At 40.9% G+C, this 25,150-nt stretch carries 26 protein-coding genes; 13 read left to right on the top strand and 13 right to left on the bottom strand.

Annotation, left to right across the window (positions count from 1 at the left end):
- The first annotated feature begins 14 nt into the window (after nucleotides 1-14).
- Entirely contained in the window at nucleotides 15-545 is a 531-nt protein-coding gene (locus ACFSKO_RS04735; protein WP_380248932.1) for a L,D-transpeptidase family protein, read from the top strand.
- A 91-nt stretch (nucleotides 546-636) separates the two neighbouring features.
- Nucleotides 637-1,209: a hypothetical protein gene (locus ACFSKO_RS04730; RefSeq protein WP_380248930.1), complete on the top strand. Its 573-nt coding sequence runs from the start codon at nucleotides 637-639 to the stop codon at nucleotides 1,207-1,209.
- Between the two features lies 1 nt (nucleotide 1,210).
- Here the strand turns inward: ACFSKO_RS04730 and ACFSKO_RS04725 are convergent, their stop codons facing one another.
- Together ACFSKO_RS04725 and ACFSKO_RS04720 are read right to left on the bottom strand one after the other, a co-directional pair.
- The gene (locus ACFSKO_RS04725; RefSeq protein ID WP_380248928.1) at nucleotides 1,211-1,891 is read right to left on the bottom strand and encodes a YggS family pyridoxal phosphate-dependent enzyme; all 681 of its coding nucleotides are present in this window, start codon (nucleotides 1,889-1,891) and stop codon (nucleotides 1,211-1,213) included.
- Nucleotides 1,892-1,975: 84 nt separating this feature from the next.
- Nucleotides 1,976-2,803: a sulfotransferase domain-containing protein gene (locus ACFSKO_RS04720; protein WP_380248926.1), complete on the bottom strand. Its 828-nt coding sequence runs from the start codon at nucleotides 2,801-2,803 to the stop codon at nucleotides 1,976-1,978.
- Nucleotides 2,804-3,203: 400 nt separating this feature from the next.
- Here ACFSKO_RS04720 and ACFSKO_RS04715 point away from each other — a divergent pair, with 400 nt between their 5' ends.
- The 5 genes from ACFSKO_RS04715 to holA all read left to right on the top strand — a co-directional run bounded on the left by ACFSKO_RS04715 (nucleotide 3,204) and on the right by holA (nucleotide 9,274).
- Entirely contained in the window at nucleotides 3,204-4,268 is a 1,065-nt protein-coding gene (locus ACFSKO_RS04715) for a porin (RefSeq protein WP_380248924.1), read from the top strand.
- A gap of 125 nt (nucleotides 4,269-4,393) precedes the next feature.
- A complete protein-coding gene (locus tag ACFSKO_RS04710) occupies nucleotides 4,394-4,927 on the top strand; it encodes a DUF3576 domain-containing protein (protein WP_380248922.1) in 534 nt (177 codons plus the stop codon).
- A gap of 139 nt (nucleotides 4,928-5,066) precedes the next feature.
- Nucleotides 5,067-7,628, top strand: coding sequence for a leucine--tRNA ligase (gene leuS, locus ACFSKO_RS04705; protein ID WP_380248920.1), 2,562 nt, complete (start codon nucleotides 5,067-5,069; stop codon nucleotides 7,626-7,628).
- Between the two features lie 10 nt (nucleotides 7,629-7,638).
- The gene (lptE, locus tag ACFSKO_RS04700; RefSeq protein WP_380248918.1) at nucleotides 7,639-8,172 is read left to right on the top strand and encodes an LPS assembly lipoprotein LptE; all 534 of its coding nucleotides are present in this window, start codon (nucleotides 7,639-7,641) and stop codon (nucleotides 8,170-8,172) included.
- Nucleotides 8,173-8,242: 70 nt separating this feature from the next.
- Nucleotides 8,243-9,274 (top strand): DNA polymerase III subunit delta, encoded by a 1,032-nt coding sequence (gene holA / locus ACFSKO_RS04695; protein ID WP_380248916.1) that lies wholly within the window; start codon nucleotides 8,243-8,245, stop codon nucleotides 9,272-9,274.
- 37 nt (nucleotides 9,275-9,311) lie between these two features.
- On the opposite strand, the gene ACFSKO_RS04690 is transcribed toward holA, so the two are convergent.
- The 8 genes from ACFSKO_RS04690 to ACFSKO_RS04655 all read right to left on the bottom strand — a co-directional run bounded on the left by ACFSKO_RS04690 (nucleotide 9,312) and on the right by ACFSKO_RS04655 (nucleotide 16,686).
- Nucleotides 9,312-10,244, bottom strand: coding sequence for a ParB/RepB/Spo0J family partition protein (locus ACFSKO_RS04690; RefSeq protein WP_380248914.1), 933 nt, complete (start codon nucleotides 10,242-10,244; stop codon nucleotides 9,312-9,314).
- A 95-nt stretch (nucleotides 10,245-10,339) separates the two neighbouring features.
- Entirely contained in the window at nucleotides 10,340-11,179 is an 840-nt protein-coding gene (locus ACFSKO_RS04685; protein WP_380249440.1) for a ParA family protein, read from the bottom strand.
- 13 nt (nucleotides 11,180-11,192) lie between these two features.
- The gene (gene rsmG / locus ACFSKO_RS04680) at nucleotides 11,193-11,831 is read right to left on the bottom strand and encodes a 16S rRNA (guanine(527)-N(7))-methyltransferase RsmG (protein WP_380248912.1); all 639 of its coding nucleotides are present in this window, start codon (nucleotides 11,829-11,831) and stop codon (nucleotides 11,193-11,195) included.
- Nucleotides 11,821-13,689 carry a tRNA uridine-5-carboxymethylaminomethyl(34) synthesis enzyme MnmG gene (gene mnmG, locus ACFSKO_RS04675; RefSeq protein ID WP_380248910.1) on the bottom strand — a complete coding sequence of 623 codons (1,869 nt, stop codon included), beginning with the start codon at nucleotides 13,687-13,689 and terminating at the stop codon, nucleotides 11,821-11,823. The genes rsmG and mnmG overlap by 11 nt, the downstream gene beginning before the upstream one ends.
- Before the next feature lie 43 nt (nucleotides 13,690-13,732).
- Entirely contained in the window at nucleotides 13,733-13,927 is a 195-nt protein-coding gene (locus tag ACFSKO_RS04670; protein WP_380248908.1) for a YqaE/Pmp3 family membrane protein, read from the bottom strand.
- A gap of 208 nt (nucleotides 13,928-14,135) precedes the next feature.
- Nucleotides 14,136-15,491: a tRNA uridine-5-carboxymethylaminomethyl(34) synthesis GTPase MnmE gene (gene mnmE / locus ACFSKO_RS04665; protein ID WP_380248906.1), complete on the bottom strand. Its 1,356-nt coding sequence runs from the start codon at nucleotides 15,489-15,491 to the stop codon at nucleotides 14,136-14,138.
- Between the two features lie 114 nt (nucleotides 15,492-15,605).
- Complete coding sequence (locus ACFSKO_RS04660; protein WP_380248904.1) at nucleotides 15,606-15,872, bottom strand: DUF6489 family protein; 267 nt, start codon at nucleotides 15,870-15,872, stop codon at nucleotides 15,606-15,608.
- Nucleotides 15,873-15,939: 67 nt separating this feature from the next.
- Nucleotides 15,940-16,686: a phosphatase PAP2 family protein gene (locus ACFSKO_RS04655; RefSeq protein WP_380248902.1), complete on the bottom strand. Its 747-nt coding sequence runs from the start codon at nucleotides 16,684-16,686 to the stop codon at nucleotides 15,940-15,942.
- Between the two features lie 148 nt (nucleotides 16,687-16,834).
- On the opposite strand from ACFSKO_RS04655, the gene ACFSKO_RS04650 reads away from it, so the two are divergent.
- Nucleotides 16,835-17,344, top strand: coding sequence for a methylated-DNA--[protein]-cysteine S-methyltransferase (locus ACFSKO_RS04650; protein WP_380248900.1), 510 nt, complete (start codon nucleotides 16,835-16,837; stop codon nucleotides 17,342-17,344).
- 85 nt (nucleotides 17,345-17,429) lie between these two features.
- Nucleotides 17,430-18,413 carry a quinone oxidoreductase family protein gene (locus ACFSKO_RS04645; protein ID WP_380248898.1) on the top strand — a complete coding sequence of 328 codons (984 nt, stop codon included), beginning with the start codon at nucleotides 17,430-17,432 and terminating at the stop codon, nucleotides 18,411-18,413.
- Between the two features lie 71 nt (nucleotides 18,414-18,484).
- Here ACFSKO_RS04645 and rho read toward each other — a convergent pair whose 3' ends face one another.
- The 3 genes from rho to hemE all read right to left on the bottom strand — a co-directional run bounded on the left by rho (nucleotide 18,485) and on the right by hemE (nucleotide 21,529).
- Nucleotides 18,485-19,741 carry a transcription termination factor Rho gene (gene rho, locus ACFSKO_RS04640; RefSeq protein ID WP_380248896.1) on the bottom strand — a complete coding sequence of 419 codons (1,257 nt, stop codon included), beginning with the start codon at nucleotides 19,739-19,741 and terminating at the stop codon, nucleotides 18,485-18,487.
- A gap of 289 nt (nucleotides 19,742-20,030) precedes the next feature.
- A complete protein-coding gene (hemJ, locus tag ACFSKO_RS04635) occupies nucleotides 20,031-20,474 on the bottom strand; it encodes a protoporphyrinogen oxidase HemJ (protein ID WP_380248894.1) in 444 nt (147 codons plus the stop codon).
- 23 nt (nucleotides 20,475-20,497) lie between these two features.
- Nucleotides 20,498-21,529 (bottom strand): uroporphyrinogen decarboxylase, encoded by a 1,032-nt coding sequence (gene hemE / locus ACFSKO_RS04630; protein WP_380248892.1) that lies wholly within the window; start codon nucleotides 21,527-21,529, stop codon nucleotides 20,498-20,500.
- Nucleotides 21,530-22,137: 608 nt separating this feature from the next.
- On the opposite strand from hemE, the gene ACFSKO_RS04625 reads away from it, so the two are divergent.
- The 4 genes from ACFSKO_RS04625 to coaE are packed head-to-tail and all read left to right on the top strand — an operon-like array spanning nucleotide 22,138 to nucleotide 25,128.
- The gene (locus tag ACFSKO_RS04625) at nucleotides 22,138-22,959 is read left to right on the top strand and encodes a pyruvate, water dikinase regulatory protein (protein ID WP_380248889.1); all 822 of its coding nucleotides are present in this window, start codon (nucleotides 22,138-22,140) and stop codon (nucleotides 22,957-22,959) included.
- The gene (locus ACFSKO_RS04620) at nucleotides 22,952-23,581 is read left to right on the top strand and encodes a Maf family protein (protein ID WP_380248887.1); all 630 of its coding nucleotides are present in this window, start codon (nucleotides 22,952-22,954) and stop codon (nucleotides 23,579-23,581) included. Before ACFSKO_RS04625 ends, ACFSKO_RS04620 begins: the two co-directional genes overlap by 8 nt.
- Complete coding sequence (locus ACFSKO_RS04615; RefSeq protein ID WP_380248885.1) at nucleotides 23,581-24,429, top strand: shikimate dehydrogenase; 849 nt, start codon at nucleotides 23,581-23,583, stop codon at nucleotides 24,427-24,429. Before ACFSKO_RS04620 ends, ACFSKO_RS04615 begins: the two co-directional genes overlap by 1 nt.
- A 60-nt stretch (nucleotides 24,430-24,489) precedes the next feature.
- On the top strand, nucleotides 24,490-25,128 hold the full coding sequence (coaE, locus tag ACFSKO_RS04610; protein WP_380248883.1) for a dephospho-CoA kinase: 639 nt from the start codon (nucleotides 24,490-24,492) through the stop codon (nucleotides 25,126-25,128).
- Nucleotides 25,129-25,150 lie beyond the last annotated feature (22 nt).

The following is a 25,150-nucleotide window of genomic DNA, read 5'->3' as shown; positions in this document are numbered from 1 at the left end:
CACTAGATACGCACATGGAAATTATCGTCCAAAATATTAATGGTAAATGGCAGGCGTCCTACAGAGATAAAACCTGGGCCTGTACCATCGGTAAAAACGGGACTATTGCAGCACAAAATAAAATCGAAGGGGATGGAAAAACCCCTATCGGAAAATGGGCAATTCAAAAAGTTCTCTATAGAGCCGATCGTATTTCCCTCACAGATCGTGCCGTTATAAATCAAAGTCTTGAAATATTCCCGCTCAGTCAGAGGGATGGTTGGTGTGATGAACCGGAAGATCCATATTACAATCAAGCCGTGATTATTCCTTACACTTCCCGTTTTGAATATCTCTGGAGAGATCAGGAGAATACTTATGATCTCATTGCTATCCTCAATTATAACCTCGATCCCATAATTTCCGGCCGAGGATCAGCGATTTTTATGCACGTCGCCAAACCTGGTCTATCCCCCACCGAAGGGTGTATTGCTCTTGAACGGAATAATCTTCTTGAGCTACTTTCGTTGGTTACGAGTACTTCTGAAATCAATATTATTGAATAATATTTATAGAAATTACTTCTTGGAACCAGGAATGATGTTTAAATAAGAAAACACCTGAGTGGCTTAACACAATAGAAAAGAGTCAATTGAGATGGTTTCTATATTCCGAATTTTTGCATTTAGTACGTTATTTTTAACATTGTCTGCATGCCAAAATAACGGAGACTTACTTCGATCCACCTATTTTTCACTAGCCTATTCAAAAGGTGATGCATTACTCGCCGCAAATGGGCACGCTATCAAAATTAACGTCGTTACAAAAAATAACCGTGTAAATATAGAGAATAGTGTGGCTGCAAGCCTCATTCAGCACGGTCCCAAGTGGTTAAATGCAGACTATAGTCCGCAGACTAATGATACTAAAGACGAAAGCCCTTACCAAATGAAGTGGGCTTTTAATGTGCCAGAAAATGGGAATGCACTAGCATTGTGCAGAAAAAATCATTCAAACGAGATTGAGTTAGAGGCTCAAAAGAAAACAGATATCGTTCTTGCTGCATTTTGCTTACACAACAAAACACTAACGAGCCTAAGAGCAAGAATCCAATCAGAGCCTGGATCAGATGATTTTTCCCAAACAATTGGTTTAATTGGACGTAAACTACTTCCAAGTCAAAACCCTGAAAGAATTGGGGATTGTACAAGTTTTGATGATTGCAGCTAACTTAGGTAGGATAATTACGCGCGCCAAAAATACCAGAGCCAACCCTCACATGAGTTGCACCAAATCGAACGGCGAGTTCGTAATCACTGCTCATACCCATAGAAAGTTTAGGTATACCATTTTCTTTTGCCAACTTTGCAAGGAAAGAAAAATGTAGTGAAGGTTCTTCATCAACGGGCGGGATACACATTAACCCCGTAACATTTAAGTTCTCAGACTTACAAAGCTTCAATAAATCAGAAAGACCAGAAGGTAATACCCCTGCCTTTTGAGGTTCCTCGCCAGTATTCACTTGAATATAAAACTCTACAGCTCGATCTTGCTTTTTTAATTCCTTTGAAAGCGCCATTACCAGTTTAGATCTGTCCAAGGTTTGGATTACATCAAAAGTCTGGATAGCCTCTTTGGCTTTGTTGCTTTGTAATGGCCCTATCAAGTGAAGCTCAATATCTTTTTTGCCCGTACGAAGGTCTAAAAACTTGGCTTCCGCTTCTTGAACCTTATTCTCGCCAAACACTCTTTGCCCGGCTTCATAGGCTTCAATTACAGCTTCAACAGGCTTAGTTTTACTAACAGCAACAAGGATAACCTCTTCACTAGTGATCAACCCAGTTTGCCTAATACTTTCAATACTCTTTTTAATTTCTTTTAAATTTGAAGAAATATTACATTCGGAAGCCACAGTATTTTCCCTATTAAACAACGATATTGGTACTTAATATATCTATATAAGATTGAGTTTTGTCAGATTTTTAACTAGAAATATTTAGAGGTAACCAAATTTTTTCATCTGGGTCTTATGGTCTTTTTCAATTCGATATCGTTGTTTATCCGTTAACACTTCTCTCCAACCACCTGCTTTTCCAGAACGGAAGAATTTTTCGCTTTTATGAGATCGCTCTATAAAGCCCTTTTCAGCTTCCAATGCTTGAAGTTGTTTGAAAGATGAAAATTCCACAGCACGCTTTATACGTTCGTCATCTTGAGTAATTCCAAGTTTTTTTGCCAAGGCAATAAAAACCTTATGTGGCTCGCCCAACATATCTTCATAACGAATTACAATTAAGTTTTGGTGTTTAACTTGTGACCAAGATTTAACATGATTAGACCAGCTATTATAAATTTCATAAACTAGATTTTCATCCGCTTCACTACGAGCACCCGTTTTTGCCATGAGTTCAATTGTTTCATCAATTGATACTCCAAAATGATCAGCCCCTGAAACAGCGACGTCTCTTGGGTCTCGAACAATATAGATTGCAGCAGCTGTCGAACGCATAGAGCAAAGCGGCTTATCTAGGAATTCACCTAAAAAATTATGTGTCTTTAGAAGTACAACTCTTTTGTTAACTTCAACAGCTCTACGTTGTGCCAGATCACGAACATCCGCAATCTCTTGTTCAGTTTGTTCTTCCCAAGGCTTTTCATCCAAAAATGGTTTAAACCAAACCCTATTTGCTTCACTAATACAGATTTCGTTCGCTCTATTAGGAGACAAAGGTTCCTCTGCGTTCAATATCAAGTTTGCCAGAAAAACACGAACCCATGTATTACCTGATTTAGGATAAGAAGCGATCCAGAGAATTCCTGGCATCTAATATCTCCATTTTTAAGACCTAATATGACCCCACTAAAAAATGTGGATGTCAAAGTTTGAATTTGTAGGTGATTAAATATCAGGCTGCACAAAAGCCTGCAAGCAGATCCCAAATGAAGTTTTGTTTCCTCAGATTCTAAAGTTTAAAATGTAAGGCTCTGTATATGAAGAAGCATCGTTTCACATAATTTCTTGTTCGATGTGTTAATAAGATAACTGATTTCCTTAACCTTCTATCCTTGATAAGCAGACAAATGTTGCATCAATGTCACACTAGTACCTAAAAACAACAGTTACCAAGATTCCAGTATTGCACTTCTTTTTCAGCTAGTGCTACAAAAGCACACGTTAATTGAAGGCCTTGAGCCTGATTTATTTCTTTTGGAGATCGAATATAATGAAAAAAGTTCTGCTTGCTAGTTCAGCTCTCGTAGCTGGCGCAGCTTTCTCAGCACCAGCAATGGCTGCTGACGGCGAAATCGTATGGTCTGCGTTCACACAGTTCCACGTTTCTTCTACAGGTGTAGATGGTGATTCTGCTGGTGTTGGTGGCGACACTAACAAAGGTGTTGATTTCAACACAAACTCAGAAGTTGCACTTACATATACTGCAACTGCTGATAACGGCCTAACTTATGGTCTACACCTACAGCTCGAAGCTGACCAGAATACTTCTAACAACTCAGATGAAAACCATATCTTCCTCGAAGGCGATTTTGGTCGCGTTGAACTTGGTGACCAAGATTCTGCTGCTGACCGTTTGATGGTTTCTGGTTCATCTGTTGGCTTCCAGTTCGGTATGCTCGGAAACTACACTGGTTCTGTATTATACAATACAGGTTATACAGGCAGTGGTGCAGGTGCTCGTACAGCAGCTGATCTAAACGATTCTTCTGATAATACAAAGATCACTTACTTCACACCAACATTTAACGGCTTCAAAGCTGGTGTTTCTTTCGCACCTGATTCCGATAATGGTAATACTGCATCAGGTAGTAGTGCAGGTACAGACAACCATATCGATGGTGGTATCAACTATTCTGGTTCTTTCAATGATTTCTCAATTGATGCTGGTCTAGTTGCTAGTACAGAAGAACAGTCTGCGACTGGCTCTGACGACAACACTTACTACGGTGTTGGTGGCGGTCTAAAAGTTGGTTACGCCGGCTTTAGCGCTGCTGTGGGTTACATCCACGAAGACCTAGAAGATACTGCTGAAGTTGATACAGTTGACGCAGGTATTGCTTATGCAACTGGTCCTTGGAGTGCATCACTCGGTGCAGCTTGGTCCCAACGTGACAACGACGGCGGCACTGACATTGACTTCACAGCATACTCTGCTGGTGTTGGTTATGAAATTGCACCAGGCCTAAATACATGGGTTGCTGGTACAGTTGGTGAGTACGAAGGTTTTGCTGAAGACTTCACTAACGTACAAGCTGGTGTTTCCGTATCATTCTAATTTGATACTGAATACATTTAGTTCTAAAGAAGGCCGGTCCAGTTTGGATCGGCCTTTCTTTTTTCTGTACTTCACTACAAAGATTAGGTTAAGTATTCTCAGGTTTATTTAATCCAGGAAGAAGAATGACCTATAAAACCTCTTTCGTTCGTTTACTTGTAATAACATTGTTGTCAATTTCTATTCTAGCCTGTAGCGGCGGAAAGGAATCCGACCTTATATATGATAATAAAACCCAAGAGCGATACGCCAAAAGCGGGGGATCCATTTTAGGTGGTGAAGGAGGAATAAACCTCCTGGATTTGGGTAATAATAAACCGCAAGACGGCGGCGTTGGCATCGGCGTAAACTCTTTCCTTTGGCGCGCATCTTTAGATACTATTGCTTTTATGCCTTTAACGTCAGCTGATCCGTTTGGCGGTGTTATAATCACCGACTGGTACAGTCCGGAAGAGACAAAGGCGGAACGTTTTAAGGTTAATGTCTTCATTCTCGGACGTGACTTACGTGCTGATGGTGTAAGAGCTTCCGTGTTCAAACAAAAACGTGATGTAACTGGTGGTTGGATTGACGCAAAAGTTGATCCCAAAACAGGGACAGAGCTTGAAGATGCTATTCTAACAAGAGCAAGGCAGCTTCGTATATCTTCCAGTGAATAACATGTACTCCTCATAAAAATTGAGTTGAGTTAATTATTCACTTTTAAACAAAAGAGGCCACAGATAAGGATAATACCAACTGTGGCCTTTTATCTGATTAATCATTCGCCTTTAACCGCCCGTAAAAGTTAAGAGAATTATGACACGCTATAACGTCAAGGAAACTGAAACCAAGTGGCAAAAGGCCTGGGTTGATAACAATAGTTTTACCGTAGAGACCGACACGGATAAACCCAAATATTACGTCTTGGAAATGTTTCCGTACCCGTCTGGCCGTATCCATATGGGTCACGTGAGGAACTATACGATTGGCGACGTCATATCCCGTTACAAAAAAGCAAAAGGCTTTAACGTCCTGCATCCTATGGGTTGGGATGCTTTTGGCCTCCCTGCAGAGAACGCCGCGATGGCACGCGGTGTCCATCCAGGAAAGTGGACCTATGAAAATATTGCTGCTATGCGTGAGCAATTACAATCCATGGGCCTTTCCATCGATTGGGAACGTGAAATAGCAACCTGCCACCCGCAATATTACAAGCACGAACAAAAGATGTTCCTCGACTTTCTTAAAGCGGGTCTAGTAGAGCGCAAAGAATCTTGGGTTAACTGGGACCCTGTAGACCAAACCGTACTTGCCAATGAGCAAGTTATTGACGGTAAAGGATGGCGGTCTGGTGCCGAAGTCGAGAAGCGAAAACTCAGTCAGTGGTTTTTCAAGATCACCGATTTTGCAGATGAGCTCCTAGAAGGCTTAGAATCTCTCGATCGCTGGCCCGAAAAGGTCCGCACTATGCAACACAACTGGATTGGTCGTTCCGAAGGCGCACGCGTTTTCTTCCCTATCGTAAATTCAGGTGAGAGTATTGAGGTATATACAACACGCCCCGACACTTTGTTTGGTGCGTCGTTCTGCGCAGTATCTGCAAACCATCCCCTTGCAGATAAACTCTCTGTTGAGAGTGCTGATCTAAAAAGCTTTATTGCTGAATGCAATAAAATGGGTACGAGCGAAGAAGCTATTGAAAAAGCAGATAAAAAAGGTTTCGATACAGGGTTAAAGGTTACTCATCCCCTTGATCCATCTATCGAATTACCCATCTATGTCGCAAACTTTGTCCTCATGGATTATGGAACAGGTGCTATTTTTGGCTGCCCTGCTCACGACCAACGCGATTTGGACTTTGCCCGAAAATATAATCTGAGGGTCACACCCGTCGTTTTGCCAAATGACGAAAACTTTGATAATTTTTCAATCGCGAACGAAGCCTACACTGGCGACGGCAAGATGATAAATTCTGAGTTTCTTAATGGTATGGACAGTGACACTGCGAAGAAAACTGCGATAAATCATCTCGAAGAAACCGGAAATGGTAAAGGAACCGTTCAATTCCGCTTGCGAGACTGGGGTGTCTCAAGACAACGGTACTGGGGTTGCCCTATCCCTATCGTTTATTGTGATGATTGCGGCGCAGTACCTGTCAAAGCCCAAGATCTCCCAATTGAGCTGCCAGAAGACGTTTCTTTTGACAAACCAGGCAATCCAATTGCACACCATCCGACTTGGAAACACACAGCCTGCCCTTCTTGCGGAAAACCAGCCCAGCGTGAGACCGATACCTTCGATACCTTTATGGAATCTTCTTGGTACTTTGCACGGTTTTGTAGTCCACGTTCAGAAGATGCCTTTGAACGAAGTGATGTAGATTACTGGTTACCAGTTGATCAATACATCGGTGGCGTTGAACATGCTGTTCTGCACTTGCTTTATTCCCGGTTCTTTACCCGGGGCCTAAAAAAATGCGGTTATCTGGGCATGGAAGAGCCCTTTAAAGGCCTATTTACTCAAGGGATGATTTGTCACGAGACCTATCAAGACACAAACGGCGCTTGGTTATCTCCCGAAGAAATTGAAAAAAATGATGACGGCGGATACAAAACACTCGATGGAAGTTCTGTTTTGGTCGGACCCTCTATTAAAATGAGTAAATCCAAAAAGAATACTATAGATCCTGCTGATATCATCGGCAGTTATGGTTCCGATACAGCGCGCTTTTTCATGCTCTCTGATAGCCCTCCTGATCGTGATATGGAATGGACAGAGTCTGGCATAGATGGCTCCTGGCGCTATACGCAACGCCTCTGGAGACTAATTGATACGCAGCTTGATCAATTACCTGCTGTAAATACATCACAACCAGAAAAAATATCCGAGCAAGCAGTAGAGCTCCGCCGTAAAGTCCACAAAGCTATTGCTGGAATCAGTGAGAATATTGAAAGCTTTAGATTCAATGCAGCTGTGGCGAAAATTTATGAGCTAACAAACTATATTGTTCAATTTAAAATACAAACGAGCAATGATAACTGGGCACTTCGAGAGTCTTTTGAAATCCTGGTTCGCATTATCTCTCCGATGATGCCGCATATTGCAGAAGAGCTCTGGAACCGTCTTGGTCATTCTCAAATGCTTGTAAATGTTGCTTGGCCAACGGCCGATGAAAAACTTATAATTGCTAATACCATTACTTTGCCTGTTCAGGTAAATGGTAAGCTCAGAGCCAATATCACCATGCCCGTCGATGCTTCGGAAGATGACATTAAGTCAGCAGCTACAACAGAAGAAGCCGTGCAACGTGCTATTGGAGACAAGAAAGTTCGTAAAATTATTGTTGTAAAAAATCGGATCGTAAATGTTGTCATTTAGAGAATTAACAGTGACTTTAACCTCTTTCAGCGTAAGAAAATTGGTGGTCTCACTTGGTCTTGTAACAAGTATTATAATCTTGTCTGCCTGTGGGTTTCAGCCCGTTTACCGGAAAAATGCCGAAACAGGTTATGCATCTAACCAATATTTACAGACGGTCCGCATTACGCCTATTCCTGATCGCCCAGGCCAAATTTTGCATAATATGTTACGCGACAGAATGAACCCTCTGGGACAACCCAGACAACCACTCTACAGCCTAAACACTATCGTAGAAGAAAGTACAAAGGGTCTTGCAGTAAGGCTTGATAATACTGTCTCCAGAACAAACCTTACCATTGTAGTTAAGTATACATTAATAAAATTATCAAATCGGAGCTCAGTTTATACAGGCACTGCACGCGCAACCAACAGTTTTGACGAATTAGATGATCCTTATACCAATCTCGTAGCTGAAGATACCGCACGAGAACGGGTTTTAAGGCAAGTAGCAGATGATATTTCTCTACAACTTGGTGCTTACTTCACAAAAGCTGCAAAATAAACGCAGGTATATCTGCAAATAATTCACACGTACTTTTCTTTTCTAGTCTTTATAACCACGGATTTGAGATTTGAAGGTTCCTCCAGCCAAGGCTGACACATTTTCCAAATCGCCTGATTCTAATATCAGAGCAATTCTGGTTTATGGTCCGGATGAAGGTTTGGTTCAAGAGCGTAGCAAAAGTTTAGTGTTGTCCGTTGTGGACGATCCACTCGATCCTTTTCGCATTGTTGATCTTGATAATGACCAACTCAAGAAACAACCTGCGCTTCTATCAGATGAGGCCGCCGCCATTTCCATGATGGGTGGGAGACGTGTGGTTAAGATAAGAAGTGCCGGCGACGCACTTGCCAATTGTATAAAAGATTTTCTACAAGATCCAATCGGAGATGCCCTCATCATATTTGAGGGAGGAGATTTACCTGCCCGTTCCAAGTTAAGAAAAATATTCGAGAGTGAAAAGTCTGCTGCTGCGATTGCTTGTTACAAAGATGATGAAAAAAGCCTTCCAAATGTAATTCGTCAAACCGTTGAAAAAGAAGGACTTTTTATTTCAAATGACGCTCTCAGCTTCCTCGTTACAAACCTTGGTACTGATCGACGCTTAACGCGCCGAGAATTGCAAAAATTATGTCTCTACAAAGGAAAAAATTCCGGTAATATTGAACTCGAAGACGCCATCGCCTGTATTGGTGATACAGCAACGCTTACCTTAGATGATATCGCGCTCTCTGTTGCCATGGGGAATATCAGAAATCTGGAAAATAATTTACGCCGTGCTCAACAAGAAAATCAAAATGCAATCACTATACTAAGATCTGTTTCCAGGCATTTCCAAAAACTTCATATGATTTCAGGACTGGTTACCCAGGGCATACCTTTAGACAAAGCACTCGGTACTTTGCGTCCGCCTTTATTTTGGAAAGTTGCAGAACCTTTTAAAGCACAGGTTAGAAAGTGGTCTCCAAAAGCACTCGCAAAGGCTTTGAGTATGTTAATGGAAACAGAAGCTAATTGTAAAAAAACAGGCTCACCAGCTGAAATACTTTGTGCAAGAACCCTACTCGAAATTACTGCAAAAGCCCCGACGAGAATCCGTTAGTCAATTATTATCGGTTATAAACGCTGTTCAGCTGAACTTATTCAGTTGATTGAGTTAACTTATGCAAGACATTATCAAGTTGCTCTAAGGTCTCATAAGAAATGCTCAAAGCACCCCCTTGACCATGAAAATCTATGGTTACTTTAAGGCCCAACATATTTGATAAGTCTCTCTCAAGCGCAAGTGTATCAGCATCTTTTTGGGGGCCTGTGGCTGGTTTCAGCTTACTGCTAGATAGTTTTGGCTTAATAACTGGGATTTCTTCCCCAGTAACCAGTTCTTTTTTCATCGCTTTGGCTAAACGCTCAGTCTCTCTGACCGACAAACCTTTTGAAGTAATTTGAGAAGCCAGCTCAGCAGGATCTTCTGCGCCTACCAATGCACGAGCATGGCCCGCACTAATCTCTCCCTTCTCTACCAAAGTTTGAACATCTTCAGGCAGAGTTAAGAGCCTCAACATATTTGCAATATGACTACGGCTTTTGCCAATTATTTTGGCGACATCATCTTGTTTATGACCAAATTCATCCATAAGACGACGGTAACTGGTCGCCTCTTCAATTGGAGTAAGATCCTGACGTTGAACATTTTCAACAATGGCAACCTGTAGAACTTCGGCGTCATTTAGTTCGCGGATAACAACAGGAATCTCATGCAATTGTGCCCTCTGAGAAGCACGCCATCGGCGTTCACCAGCAACGATTTCATATTCAGTTGCATGTTCAGGATGTCTCCGGACAAGAATAGGCTGTAACAGCCCGGATTGGAGAATGGAATCCGCTAGGGTCGTTAAAGCTTCTTCATCAAAGTGACGACGCGGCTGTTTTGTGTTGGGATGTATATGTTCAATAGGAACCTGTTTAGTAGAACGCACCTTATCTAATGATGCGTAATCTTCATTTTCATCGCCAAACAGAGCAGCAAGTCCGCGGCCTAGATTAGTCCGTTTATCCTGTGGTTCACCCAACACTCTACCCTCTCAAATAACTGATGGAGATAGCATCCCCAATAATACTAATACTGAACGTAACAAAATTTTGGTTTACGACTTAGAATACTAACCTACTAAGCGACCGCTGCATTTGTAATAGAGATTTGTTCATTTCTCAAAATTTCACCCGCCAGCTTTATATAGGCCTGGGATCCTGCACAGGCGACATCATAAAGAAGTACCGGCTTTCCATGTGATGGGGCCTCGGATACACGTACATTCCTTGGAATCACAGTCTTAAAGACTTTATCTCCGAGAAAAGCCCTGACATCTGCTGCAACCATTTCACAGAGATTATTACGTTTATCATACATCGTCAGTACAATACCTTGGATATCAAGGCGTCGATTTAACCCCCTCTTCACCCGGTCAATTGTTCGTAAAAGATGAGATAAACCTTCAAGGGCATAAAATTCGGTCTGAAGTGGAACGAGGACAGCATCAGAAGCAACAAGTGCATTAAGTGTCAAAAGCCCTAATGCAGGCGGGCAATCAATCAGGATGTAATCAAACTTATCCAAGAGCGGACCGATAGCATTCACCAGTTTAAACTCTCGCTCAGCCATATTCACAAGTTCAAGCTCTGCCCCGGATAACTCGACACCTGAAGAGATCACACTCATACGTGGGACATCTGTTGGTCGAATGGCACTTGTTATCTCAATTCCTTCAATCATGACCTGATAAATGCTTTTCTGGCGAGCATCAGCTTGAACACCAAGCCCCGTACTTGCATTTCCCTGCGGATCTAAATCAATGATTAAAACTCTTTTCTTACAGGCTGCCAGAGCTGTTGCAAGATTGACCGTTGTTGTCGTTTTCCCCACACCGCCTTTTTGATTTGCGATAGACCAAACCTTGGCATGGGATTTTTTCGAACTTGAAATAATGTCGATATCTTGTAGTGACACGATCAATTCCCCCAATCTATAGTAATTTGAGGTTCAATATCGTCGCATCTGGATCAGACAGAGACTTGTACCTCGACATTTTCATAGTCCACTTTTTCTCAGCTTCGGTCAATTCCTGATCTACACTTCTACCTTTTAAGAGTAAAAATTCTGGATCAATTTGAGGTTTTGATACTTCAATAAAGGGTTGAGCAAAGTCCAATATTTTGTGGAGGGGCGCAAATGCTCTTGCCGTAAACACATTAACAGGAAAAGGTGTAATTTTTTCAATACGCTCATTATGAATTATTAAACCAGCATCTGTTTCACGTGAAACTTCTCGAAGAAAAGTCGTTTTTTTCAAATCAGATTCCATTGCATGCACTTCTCCAACACCCAAAATAGCAAGAATAAGTGCTGGAAAACCTGCCCCACTACCAAAATCAACAACTACTCTTTTGTCATTTGCAGTATGATCGGGAAAATAACTTAATAATTGAGCTGAATCTAAAAAATGACGATGCCACAAATCAGGAATTGTATCACGCCCGACAAGGTTTATCGCTTTATTCCATTTTGTCAGAAGTTTTGCATAGCAAATTAACTTCTCTTCTGTTTCACGTGAAACATCGATTATCTTTTTAAAGTCTTCAACAGAAAAATTATTATGCGACATAAATTATATCTAACCGTCTTACAAAACGAAGAAGAGAAACAAGGGCAGCTGGTGTTACACCAGATATACGAGATGCTGCCCCCAAGGTATCAGGGCGTGATTGACTAAGTTTTTGTACAATCTCGTTTGAGAGGCTGGGAATAGAAGCGTAGTCAAGAGAAGCTGGCAATTTTAGAGCTTCATCCTTTCTAAAAGCTCTAATATCAGCGTCCTGACGTTCTATATAACCTGCGTAACTTGCATCAATTTCAAGTTGCTCGATAATAACTGGATTAATAGATGCCAATTCAGGCCAAACTTTACTTAATACCTCAATCGTGATTTCTGGATAACGTAAAAGGTCAAAAATACTACGCCGTTGACCATCCTTGTTAACATTAATGCCATAGGAAATTAGTTCATTAGGAGTAGCATTATTATTTAAGGCGAAATCTCGGGCTAATTCTAATTCTTTAATTTTTTTATTAAAAATTAAAGACCGTTCATTACCAACACATCCAATTTCTTGACCTAGTTTTGTTAAACGTTGATCTGCATTATCAGCCCTTAATTTTAATCGGTATTCGGCACGACTGGTAAACATCCTATAAGGTTCACTAACACCTAGACTGACCAAATCATCGATCATAACACCCATGTAAGCATCTGCACGATCCAGAACAAAATCACGATTGGACCCAGAAGCTTTAAGCGCAGCATTTACTCCCGCAAGAAGTCCTTGGGCCCCCGCCTCTTCGTATCCCGTGGTTCCGTTTATTTGCCCCGCAAAATACAAACCCTGAATTTTAAGTGTTTCAAGAGTGGGTCTTAATTCTCGAGGATCAACATAATCATATTCAATGGCATATCCATACTGAATAATCTTTGCATTTTCCAAACCAGGGATAGTTTTTAGAAAAGCCTCTTGTACGTCCTCAGGTAATGATGTCGAAATACCATTTGGGTAGACATTAATATCATCCAGCCCTTCAGGCTCTAAAAATATTTGATGCCTATCTTTTTCTTTGAAGCGAACAACTTTATCCTCAATAGAGGGGCAATAACGAGGACCTTTACTTTCAATCTGGCCTGAATAGATCGGTGACTGCTCAATATTATCACTGATAATCTGGTGTGTCTCTGGGTTGGTATAGGTCATATGACAAACGACCTGTTTTTGCGTAATTTTGTCTGTCATATAAGAAAATGGTTCAGCAGGCTCATCCCCAGGCTGTTCACTCAATTGAGAATAATCGATTGTCCTGGTATCAAGTCTGGCAGGTGTTCCTGTTTTCAAACGCCCTAGTTCGAAGCCAAACCGTGTTAATGTCCTTGATAAACCAATCGCAGGCTCATCCCCTACCCGGCCAGCAGGAATTTTCTTTTTACCTAAATGAATAAGACCGTCTAAAAAAGTACCCGTAGTTAAAACAACTGCACCAGCATTATACACTGTCCCATCAGCTGTAATAACGCCACAACAAGCATTAGTATCATCAAGTTTTAAATCTTCGACAGCTGCTTCTAAAATTGTAAGATTTTTTTGTTCAGCTAGAAGATCTTTAATGGCTTCTTTGTAAAGTTTACGATCTGCCTGTGCACGAGGTCCTCTTACTGCTGGACCTTTACTACGATTAAGAACGCGAAATTGAATCCCGCCTCGATCAATTGCTTTAGCCATTAATCCATCAAGTGCATCAATTTCCCGTACAAGATGTCCTTTCCCCAATCCACCAATAGCTGGATTGCAAGACATTACACCAATCGTACTTTTTTTGTGTGTTACCAGAAGAGTATTTGCCCCAGTACGCGCTGCTGCTGCTGCTGCTTCGGTACCTGCATGGCCACCACCGACGACGATCACATCATAATTTTGCATTACAGATTACTTTATCTATTAAGCCAAATAACACTTGGAGAAGTTATAATTGATCTCGCAGTGCGTCTTTAATTTTTTGATCCGTTTTGTACTGACTTAAAGCATAGACAGACCAAATTGCTGCTATAGGCCAGCCAATCAGAGTTATTTGTAAGATTAAACAAATGATACCTGCAATCGGCTTTCCAATAGTAAAAAATTGAAGCCATGGAACCAACAAAGCTAATAGTAAACGCATACTTTTACCCTAACCAACAAATGTAAGTGAATAATTGAAACCTTATTGTATTTCAAAATAAGGTTTATCTGATCTTTCTAAATAAGATCATAAGCCATAGGTAATTTTGATATTCTAAGCCTTAATATAAAATGATATGGCTTAACGTAGTTTCACGTGAAACATCTGACATCAAAATAACGGAAAACATTATTTAATACAAAACGAGTTATTTTCCAATGCAAAAATCACGGAATATAACATCCAGAAGATCTTCTACATCAACTTTACCAGTTATACGACCTAAATGACGTGTGGCTAACCGAAGATCCTCAGCACACAATTCAGGAAGATCTATAAGAGATGCCCGAGACAAAGCATTCGACGTATCTTGTAGGGCTGATCTATGTCTTTGCCGTGTAATACCAGATGAAGATCCAATATTACCCATATTATCAATAACGGTTTGATTTAATAAGCTCAAAAGTTCATCAATTCCATAGCCTGTTTTAGCGGAAATTTGAAGGATTTCCATTTGTGATTTTAAAACTGGGAGGGAATTTGTATCAAGAATCTTCCCATCACATTTATTCAGTAATACTAAACTATCTTGATTTTCTAAAAGCTTTAGAGTTGAACTATCTAAATCTTCGTAGTCTTTAATATCAAACACTGCCAATAACAAATCAGCTGATTCAGCATGAGATTTAGCACGGCGAATACCTTCTAGTTCAACACCATCAGTTGTGTGAAGCTCAAGATCTCTTAACCCCGCAGTATCAGAAAGCAAGACCGGATAACCAGATAGGTCAAGGTGGACTTCAATTATATCTCGCGTGGTCCCTGCAACGTCTGAGACAATCGCTACATCTCTCCGTGCCAAAGCATTCAATAAAGAGGATTTACCAGCATTAGGCGGGCCAACAATCGCTATAGAAAAGCCATCCCTTAACCGTTCGCCTTTATGACCATCTTCTAAATGTTGATTAACATCTGAAATCAATGCCACTATATTGTGCTTTACCTTCTCTGAAATTCCTTCTTCAAGTTCTTCATCAGGAAAATCAATTTCAGCTTCAAGATAAGCTAAAATACGTATAAGCCGTTCTCGCCATCCTTCGATCAAACGTGAGAGCTCACCATCCATTTGACGTATAGCTTGTTTGCGTTGAGCTTCTGTTTCCGCGGCAATTAAATCAGAAAGACCTTCTACTTCTGTTAGATCCAACTTATCATTATTAAAGGCCCTTCTCGTAAATTCCCCTGCCTCAGCAGGTCGAAACCCAGGTAGCTTTGCTAAGGCCTCAATAGCACCATTAACAACTGCTCTGCCCCCGTGAAGATGTAATTCAACAACGTCTTCACCGGTAAAGCTTGCTGGTCCTGGAAACCAAAGTCCAAGACAACGATCTATTTCTGATTGGTCATATGGATCAGATAATTTAATCAAACTGGCAATACGAGGCTTGGGTTGATGCGAACACATCTTTTCCCACACCATTTTAGCCTCTGGACCTGAAACCCTGATCACAGCAACACCAGCTAATCCCGGAGCAGTAGAAAGGGCAAATATTGTCTCTGACATTACGTTTTACATTCAGAAAGATTAAGCAAAGTCGATTAACATAGGCCTACGATAATGCCAGGTCAAAACAGATTTTGGCATAGCAGAACTGCTAATTATCAACTTCTTCCACGGTTAATCATTTTTTGGTGTATTAGGCGATTTAGGCGAAAATTGAGACCAGAACATTTTTTGCATTTGATCTAAACCTTTCATGGAATCAGGAACTGAACTTGGCATCCAGGATTTCATTAGGGCTTCAGAATCACTTGATTGGATCATCTTTAGCATTTTTGTTCGAATTTCAGAAAGGGCTTCTTCTTGTAAAGCACTTACGTCTGGAAGGCCCAAAAAATGACGCGCTTCTTCTGGGGTACAATCAACATCAACTGTAAACTTCACAACACAACTCCTGTTTGATCTTAACTGACAAGGAAAAGAATTAATGTTTCCCGTGAAACATTATACCTTAAGATAGACGAGATGTAAGTTTATGAAAAAATTTCAATTTGAGAATTTTATCAACCCCCACCCTTACTAGAGATAAAAAGGGACTATAAATCAACCAAACAGAAATAAAACAAGCGAGCAGTAAACCACCAATCCAAACATCACCAAACCAATGACCGCCGCCAACCATTCTAGGTGTTGCATTAATTAATGCAAAGATAGTTAAGAATATCCCATATTTTCGCCCAAAGAATCGCCAAGATAAAATAACTGACACAAATGAAATAGCGGCATGGTCACTCGGGAAAGATTTTCTCGTACCTGTTTTAACATCTAACCAAGAAACAAGATCATTGATATTGATAAAAGGTTTTAAAATTTGAGAAGGACTTTGGTGATAATAATATTCGAACCCTTTTGATATAGAGATCATGATCAAAATAACAGAAATAACTAATAATAATGTTCTTGATAAGCGTTCTGCAAAAACGTTTTCACGATTTTTAAGCAGATAAACAAGACAAACGAAACCAAGAAGAACAGCGCTAAACGTATCAAATAATCGACTATTTGTGATCGCCCAATATCCATTCCAAATGTCTCTTTCTTCTTGAAGAGATCCATTCAACATAAAAAATATGGCTTCATCCCAGGGGGTCTTGAAATCATTTCCTATAAACATGAAAATGATAGATATAATTAAAACGTTAAAACCTATAAGCTTTTTGAAATTCCAACTCATAGATTTTATGTTAGCACTTTCCACTTTTTAATCCTTAATATTAAGAAGATGATGTTTGTCATATTTCAAGTCATAATTCTTACACAAAAAAATAACTAGTAAATAAATCTGACTTAGGTCTGTCAATTTTTTATGTCCTAACTTCTATTGCCAGAACAATCAGGAAGATCATATGCCCCAACTGACTTTTTTATCTCCTCAAGGATATCTCAAAATCGTCGAAAATGATGGAAATATTACCCACCTGAATTGGGTAACAGAACAAAGTATAGGTTTAGAAAAGTGCGTTAATACTGATCTTTTGCTTGAAACTAAAAAACAGGTGTTAGCTTATTTTGAAGGTAAAAAAACAAATTTTTTAGATCTACCCCTTTCTCCAAAAGGTACACAGTTTCAACAAAATGTCTGGACAGCGCTCAGTAATATTCAATACGGAAAAGTCAAAACTTACGGTGATATTGCGCGTGAAGTAGGTTCAGTCGCGAGAGCCGTTGGTGGTGCTTGTGGCGCAAATCCAATACCAATTATAATACCCTGCCACCGAGTTATTGCTGGAAACCAAAATTTAGGCGGCTTTTCAGGTGGTCAACAAGGTCAGGGAGACCAATCCAAAAAAGAATTACTACTTATTGAAGGATTCAAACTGTTTGAGGATAAACAGCCAGATCTTCCCGGTTTGTGATATCTTCAAAAGATAATTGTAATTGAAAATATAAAAATACCTACGATTGGTACTATCCATATTTTATCAGGAGTATAAAAAGATCATGAGCAAGGCTGTACAATTCTATAACTATGGCGGTCCAGAAGTCCTTAAATACGAAAACGTTGAAGTTGGAACACCAGCAAAAGGAAAAATACGTTTAAAGCAAACAGCAATTGGTTTGAACTTTATTGATGTATACCACCGGACAGGTCTCTATCCACAAGCAACTCTTCCTTCTGGAATTGGTCTAGAAGCTGCTGGCATTATCGAAGAAATAGGACCAGGCGTAACTGACCTGCATATTGGGGATCGAGTAGCCTATGGCACAGGCCCTATTGGTTCATATGCAGAAAACAGAATAATCCCCGCTGATAAGGTAATATTGATTCCTGAAAGAATTTCAGACAACCAAGCGGCCTCTATGATGTTACAAGGTATGACAACTGAGTACCTCATCAGAAGAACATACTGTGTACAACCAGGTGATATTGTCCTCTTTCATGCTGCTGCCGGTGGTGTAGGTTCCATAGCAATACAATGGTTGAATGCACTGGGGGCCACTGTAATAGGAACCGTTGGTTCACAAGAGAAAGCAGAAATTGCGAAAGCAAAAGGCTGTCACCATATAATCAATTATAAAACTGAAGACTTTGTGGAAAGAGTAAAAGATATTACCAATGGCAAAGGGGTAAACGTCGTTTACGATTCTGTTGGTAAGGATACATTTATGGGGTCCCTTGATTGCCTTAAAGTTCGAGGAACAATGGTTACCTTTGGTAATGCTTCAGGACCAGTACCAGCAATAGAACCCTTGATCTTAAATGGTAAAGGAGGTCTTTATTTAACAAGACCAAGTCTCGCCCATTATTGTGGAACTCATGCTGACATGCTGGCATCTGCAACAGCTTTATTTGATGCTGTATCGTCTGGTGCCATTAAAATCGAAGTCAAACAAAGCTACTCACTCTCAGATGCAGTAACTGCACATAAAGATTTGGAAGCTCGAAAAACAACTGGGTCGACAATTCTTATACCAGAGCATTAAATCGGTTTTGGATTTAAAACTAAATAGGGCCGCTTAATGCGGCCCTATTTTTACATTCTAATCAATAAAAATTAGTTATTCATTGAATCAAAGAATTCTTCATTCGTTTTTGAAGTTTTAAGTTTTTCGACCAGGAATTCAACAGAATCTGTTACACCCATTGGTGTTAGAATACGACGTAAAACCCACATTTTGCCAAGAGTCTTTTTATCAACAAGTAGTTCTTCCTTACGTGTACCAGACTTACTGATATCAATCGCAGGGTAAGTACGTTTATCAGATAACTTACGATCAAGTACAATTTCAGAGTTACCCGTACCTTTAAACTCTTCAAAGATGACTTCATCCATACGGCTACCGGTATCAATAAGGGCCGTAGAAATAATTGTTAAGCTTCCACCCTCTTCAATGTTACGAGCAGCACCAAAGAAGCGCTTAGGACGTTGTAGGGCATTAGCATCGACACCACCTGTCAAAACCTTACCTGAACTTGGCACAACCGTGTTGTAGGCACGTGCGAGACGCGTAATAGAGTCCAAAAGAATGACAACATCTTTTTTATGCTCAACAAGGCGTTTTGCTTTTTCAAGAACCATCTCAGTAACCTGAACGTGACGGTGTGCAGGTTCATCAAAAGTAGAACTTACGACTTCACCCTTAACAGAGCGCGCCATGTCAGTTACTTCTTCTGGACGTTCATCTATAAGGAGAACAATCAAGAATACTTCTGGATGGTTGGTCGCGATTGAGTGAGCAATATTCTGCATCAAGACTGTTTTACCAGTTCTTGGTGGTGCAACGATCAAAGCACGCTGACCCTTACCCAGTGGCGTAACCAAATCAATGACGCGTGTCGTCATATCTTTTGAGGTTGGATCATCTATTTCTAGTTTAAGTTTTTCGTCCGGATACAACGGGGTCAGGTTGTCAAAGTTGATCCTGTGACGAGAAGATTCCGGTTGGTCAAAGTTAATCGAGTTAACCTTGAGAAGGGCAAAATAACGTTCGCCATCCTTTGGCGCACGTATCTGCCCTTCGACTGTATCCCCGGTTCGCAAACCAAATCTACGAACTTGGCTCGGGCTGACATAAATATCATCCGGTCCTGGTAAGTAGTTAGATTCCGGCGCACGCAGGAAGCCAAATCCATCTTGAAGAATTTCTAAAACACCAGAGCCAAAGATTGGCACATCGTTCTCAGCCATTTGTTTAAGAATGGCGAACATCATATCCTGCTTACGCAGGGTACTAGCGTTCTCTACTTCAAGCTCTTCCGCAAGCTTTAACAACTCTGCGGGGCTTTTTAATTTTAAATCTTGTAAGTTCATATGATGGAAAGGTTCGGTTCAGTCGGAAATAAATTATTGAACGGGATGATTTTTAGAATGCAACATACTAGTTAAGAATTATTCAAGGGCGCCTAGACTTTTTAGAGGGTCGAGATTGAGACGCACCTAGTAAAATTGTAATGCTACATATTCTAAAGGTAGGGCAACGGACTAAAGAAGTGGTCCGCATTCGTTAGCGGGGTGAATTATAGTACCTCAAAAAGGAAGTCAAGTAAAAGAATTCCAAAGGATTTCTAATTTTCAGGCTGATTCCAAGATTAATTAGGTCTTAAAAAGGTTTAACAACCACAAAAATTACGATCAGGATCATCAATAATGTTGGGACTTCATTTGCAAAACGATAAAATTTTTCACTTTTAGTATTATTATCCGCTTGAAAAGTTTTCATCCATTTCGAAGACGTGCCGTGAAAACCCATCAAAAGAAAAAGAAATAGGAATTTTCCATGAAACCAGCCTTCACGAAAAGCCTCGGTATCTAAGACAAGCAGAATTCCAAATAACCAGCTGGCTGCCATCGCAGGAGTCATGATGAAACGGAAAAGTTTCCGCTCCATCACTTTTAAAATTTCTGAACGTTCAGAACCCACAGGTACTTGCGTGTGATAAACAAAGATCCTTGGTAGATAAAGTAGTCCTGCCATCCATGAGATCACAGAAATGATATGCAGGGCTTTGACCCAGAGATAGCCCTCTCCCAAAAATCCAGCCATATTTATCTTTTCCTGACGGTTAATCAGCCTCTGACGCGTTTGAGCATGTGTTCGACGTTTTCTATCGGTGTTTGCGGAACAATGCCATGGCCTAAGTTGAAGATAAAGGGGCCATCACTAAGATCAGAGAGTATTTTTTCAATAGAGCGATCTAGGAGCTCTCCACCAGCAACCAGAAGCAGGGGATCAAGGTTTCCTTGCACCGTAACATGTGGTTGAAGGTGATCTCTCGCCCATTCCGTAGAAAGAGTTGTATCCAGACCTAAAGCGTCTGCACCACTCTCTTTAGCAAAAAACTTATAACTATCCCCAACTCCCCTTGGAAAGAGAATAACTGGGACATCAGGATAAACGGATTTGATTCCAGCTATAATTCTTTTACAAGGTTCTAGACACCAACGTCGTAAAGCAAATTCTGGCCATATCCCGGCCCATGAATCAAAGAGTTGTACTGTCTCTGCACCATTTTCAATTTGTTTTATGAGGTAAAGAGTTGTTGCGTCTACTATCAAATCAATAATGCGATCAAATTCTTCTGGTCTTGAATAAGCCCAGGTTTTTGCTTTTGCATAATCTTTGGAAGACCCACCTTCAATCATATAACTGACCACAGTCCAGGGAGCGCCTGCAAATCCGATAAGAGTAGTTTCCTTTGGAAGCTCTTCTTTTAATCGTCCAAGGGTTTCATAGACGGGGGCCATATGGGTATGAAGGTTATCCAGCTTGAGTTTTTCCAAGTCTTTGATGGATTTGAGAGGTTCTAATTTTGGTCCCACTCCCTCTTCGAACCATACCTTCTGTCCAAGGGCATGTGGAATCACAAGAATATCGCTAAAGACTATTGAAGCATCAAAGCCAAAGCGGCGTATAGGTTGCATTGTAACTTCTACTGCGAGGTCGGGTGTGTAACATAGATCGAGGAAGCCGTTGGCTGAAGCTCTTGTTTTTCTGTATTCGGGTAGAAACCGTCCAGCTTGGCGCATAAGCCAAATTGGGGCGCGTTCTGTTTTTTCGCCTTTTAAAGCACGTATCATGAGCTTGTTTTCGGTCTTCACGATCTTATGAACCTCGCGTTAAGTGTTATCTCTATTAATATACTAAGTTTTAGTAATTATTTGTTGTTGTTGTAGATCCCTGTGAATCACGAGGACTGTTTAGTTATTCATAACTTGTCCGCAAGCTTCAAGCTTTCAATTAAACTTTCTGTTACTTCTGTGAGTCTTCGCGGGGATCAAAATAGCGACTCGTCAGAGAGTCATGGAGTCCTTAATTTTACTTAATTGTGTGAATTATGGGGATAACTTTTTTTATTTCTGGAGTCCTTTTACAGGTTTTACACAGGTGTGGGTATTGTCGCAAATTGTCGCATAAGACTAGGGAGTGCTTGAGAGACAAGGTGTGCAAAAAAGCAGTTTGTGTAAAAAACAGATAGTTATCCACAAAGTTTTACCCAGTGCCCACAGGGTTATTCACATATGGTGTATTGTGAATAATCTGTTGTTTAAAAAGCAGAACTTTTGATTATGATCGTTGTAAAATTTAGATGTGATTCAGGATAATGAGTATTGATCTTGTTGAATTACTAGAGGTTTCCCGACAAAGTCTTAATGTGTATGTATAGCCAGCAAAGATCAGTTTAGGGCAAAGGGTTCGGAATTAGATTATGTCACAATCCCACTTACATCTTGTATCAGATTCAACCGGTGAAACGATTAATTCGGTAGCCCGGGCCTGTATGGTTCAGTTTAAGGTTGAAGAACCTATTGAGCATGTTTGGAGCTTGATCCGAACAAAAACTCAAATGGAAAAAGTTCTTTTACAGATTCGACAAAAGCCGGGACCTGTTCTTTTTACAGTTGTTAATCAAGAGCTTCGTGAGATTCTGATTAGGGAATGTCGTCGTTTAGGGTTGCCTTCAATCCCCGTTCTGGACCCTGTTATTCATGCTCTGGCTAGTTATTTCAATCTTGAAATGTCAGGAAAACCGGGCCTGCAACACACATTGGATACCGAGTATTTCAATCGAATTGAGGCAATGAACTTTGCTTTGAATCACGATGACGGGCAGCTGCCGCAAAATCTGAATGATGCTGAGATTGTATTGCTGGGGGTGTCTAGGACTTCGAAAACCCCGACCTGTATTTATCTGGCAAACCGGGGATTTAAAGCGGCGAACGTTCCCGTGGTTCCGGGCTGTCCCCTTCCGAAAGAGCTGGATAGTTTGACAAATCCACTGGTTGTTGGCTTGACCAAGGACCCGGCCAGTCTGATGCAAATTCGCCGTAGCCGATTAAAGATGATTTCTAATGAAGAAGAGACTGATTATGTACATCTTGAATCGATCAGAGAAGAAGTAAAAATTGCACGCAAGCTTTGTAATGAACACAAATGGCCCATTATCGACGTCACGAGACGCTCTATTGAAGAAACGGCAGCCACGATTATAAAACATTACCATCATCACATGGGTATGGAGGATGAGTAATTTCATAATCGGTGATAATTTAGAAAAAATGGATATAATCCTGGCTTCTGCCAGTAAGGCACGACAAGAGTTATTGAAAAATGCAGGCGTTTATTTATCAGGAACGATACCTGCGTCAATTGATGAAAGTAGTGTCAAAGACTCTCTTAAAAATGAGGGTGCAACTGCTCTTCAGGTTGCTGAAACGTTGGCTGAGCTAAAGGCGCGCAAGGTATCTATTTCTAACCCGGAATGTTTTATTATTGGTGCTGATCAGATGCTCAATTGTAATGGCATCTGGTTTGATAAACCTGAGGATATGGATCATGCCGCAGCTCATTTGAAAGCTTTATCTGGGAAAACACATACACTTGAGTGCTCTCTATGTGTCGTGAAAAACGGACAGCGTATCTGGCATCACAATGAGACAGCTTTACTAACCATGCGTGTTTTGGATGATAATTTTATCAATACTTATCTGGAAGCTGTTGGTGAAGAAGCTCTATATTCAGTAGGGGCCTATCAGCTAGAGGGACTTGGAGCGCAGTTGTTTAATCGAATTCAGGGCGATTATTTCACAATCCTCGGATTGTCTTTACTCCCGCTTCTCAATTTTTTACGGCAAAACAGGATTATCGCCTGATGATTTTAACTGGGAAAGCCCGTCTTGCGGGTGTTGTAGGTTGGCCGATATCTCATTCAAAATCCCCAAGACTTCACGGTTATTGGTTGGAAAAACTCGCAATTGATGGCGCTTATCTTCCGCTTGCGGTCGAACCCGATAATTTTGAAGAAACTCTGCACGGATTAATGAATGCCGGATTTCAGGGCGTTAACGTTACGGTACCGCATAAGGAAGCTGCTTTGAGGTTCTGTAATGAGGTTGATCCTCTGGCGCGCCGTATTGGTGCTGTAAATACAATAATTTTTAAAAATGGACGTTCCTTTGGCTCCAATACAGATGCTTTCGGGTTTATAGAAAATTTGAGACAGAACTCTGATCAATTGAACTTTTCGTCAGCAAAAGTTGTTGTGCTTGGTGCTGGTGGCGCGGCTAGAGGTGTAATTGTGGCCCTCCAGGACGCGGGTGTATCTAATATTTTGTTGGTAAATAGAACGAAGACCAGATCTGAAGCATTGGCTCAGGGGGTGTCGGAAGGTCAGAACAACAAAATTCAAGTTTGTGCGTGGGAAGATCGAAATAATATTCTTTCAGGCGCCGATCTTTTGGTGAATACGACCAGCCTTGGTATGGCAGGTCAACCGCCTTTGGATTTAGACCTCACAGGACTTCCCCTCAGTGCGGTGGTGACAGACATCGTTTACGCACCTTTGATTACCCCCTTGTTGGATATGGCCAGATCTAGAGGTAATGAGATCGTTGATGGACTGGGTATGTTATTACATCAGGCTCGTCCCGGTTTTGAAGCGTGGTTTGGTGAAAAACCAATAGTAACCCCTAGATTGAGAGAGTTTGTTCTCGATGCGTAATGGCTCGTTCCTCATAATGACGAAAGGCAGCGAACTTCTAATATTCAAGGAGCAGCTTTGATGTATGTTCTGGGGTTAACTGGCTCAATTGGTATGGGAAAGAGTACGGCAGCAGAAATTTTTCGTCGCCTGAAGGTGCCTGTGCATGATGCTGACGCCGCAGTTCATCAATTGCTTGGTTATAAGGGGGCAGCTGTTAAGTCTATAGAAGCCATTTTTCCAAATGTTGTCCAAAACGACGCGGTGGACCGTAAAAAACTTGGAGACGAGGTTTTTGGCCATTCAAAAAAATTGAAACAGCTCGAAGCGGTTTTACATCCGTTGGTGAGAAAAAAAACGCATGAGTTTTTGGGCCGTAATGCCCATCAACGCCGCAAATTAGTCGTTTTGGATATTCCTCTGTTGTTTGAGACAGAAGGTTATCGCTTTTGTGATGGGGTGTTGGTGGTGAGTAGTCCAAGCTTTATTCAAGATCAAAGAGTAATGTCTCGCAAAGGAATGACCGCAAGTAAGTATGGTTCTATCTTAAAAAAACAAATGCCTGATTCTGAAAAAAGAGCGCTGGCCGATTATGTGATACAATCAAATCAGGGCAAGCGTCATAGCTATTTAAGGGTCAAACAACTCGTTGATGTCTTGAGCACAGATGTTATAGAAAACCGTGGTTTTTCCCCTCATCTTTCGCTTATTTGCCAATAAATTTATTACCGGATGGAAATTA

Source organism: Kiloniella antarctica (assembly GCF_042682825.1).
Lineage (GTDB): Bacteria > Pseudomonadota > Alphaproteobacteria > Kiloniellales > Kiloniellaceae > Kiloniella > Kiloniella antarctica.
This window is presented reverse-complemented; position numbering and strand designations above follow the sequence as displayed.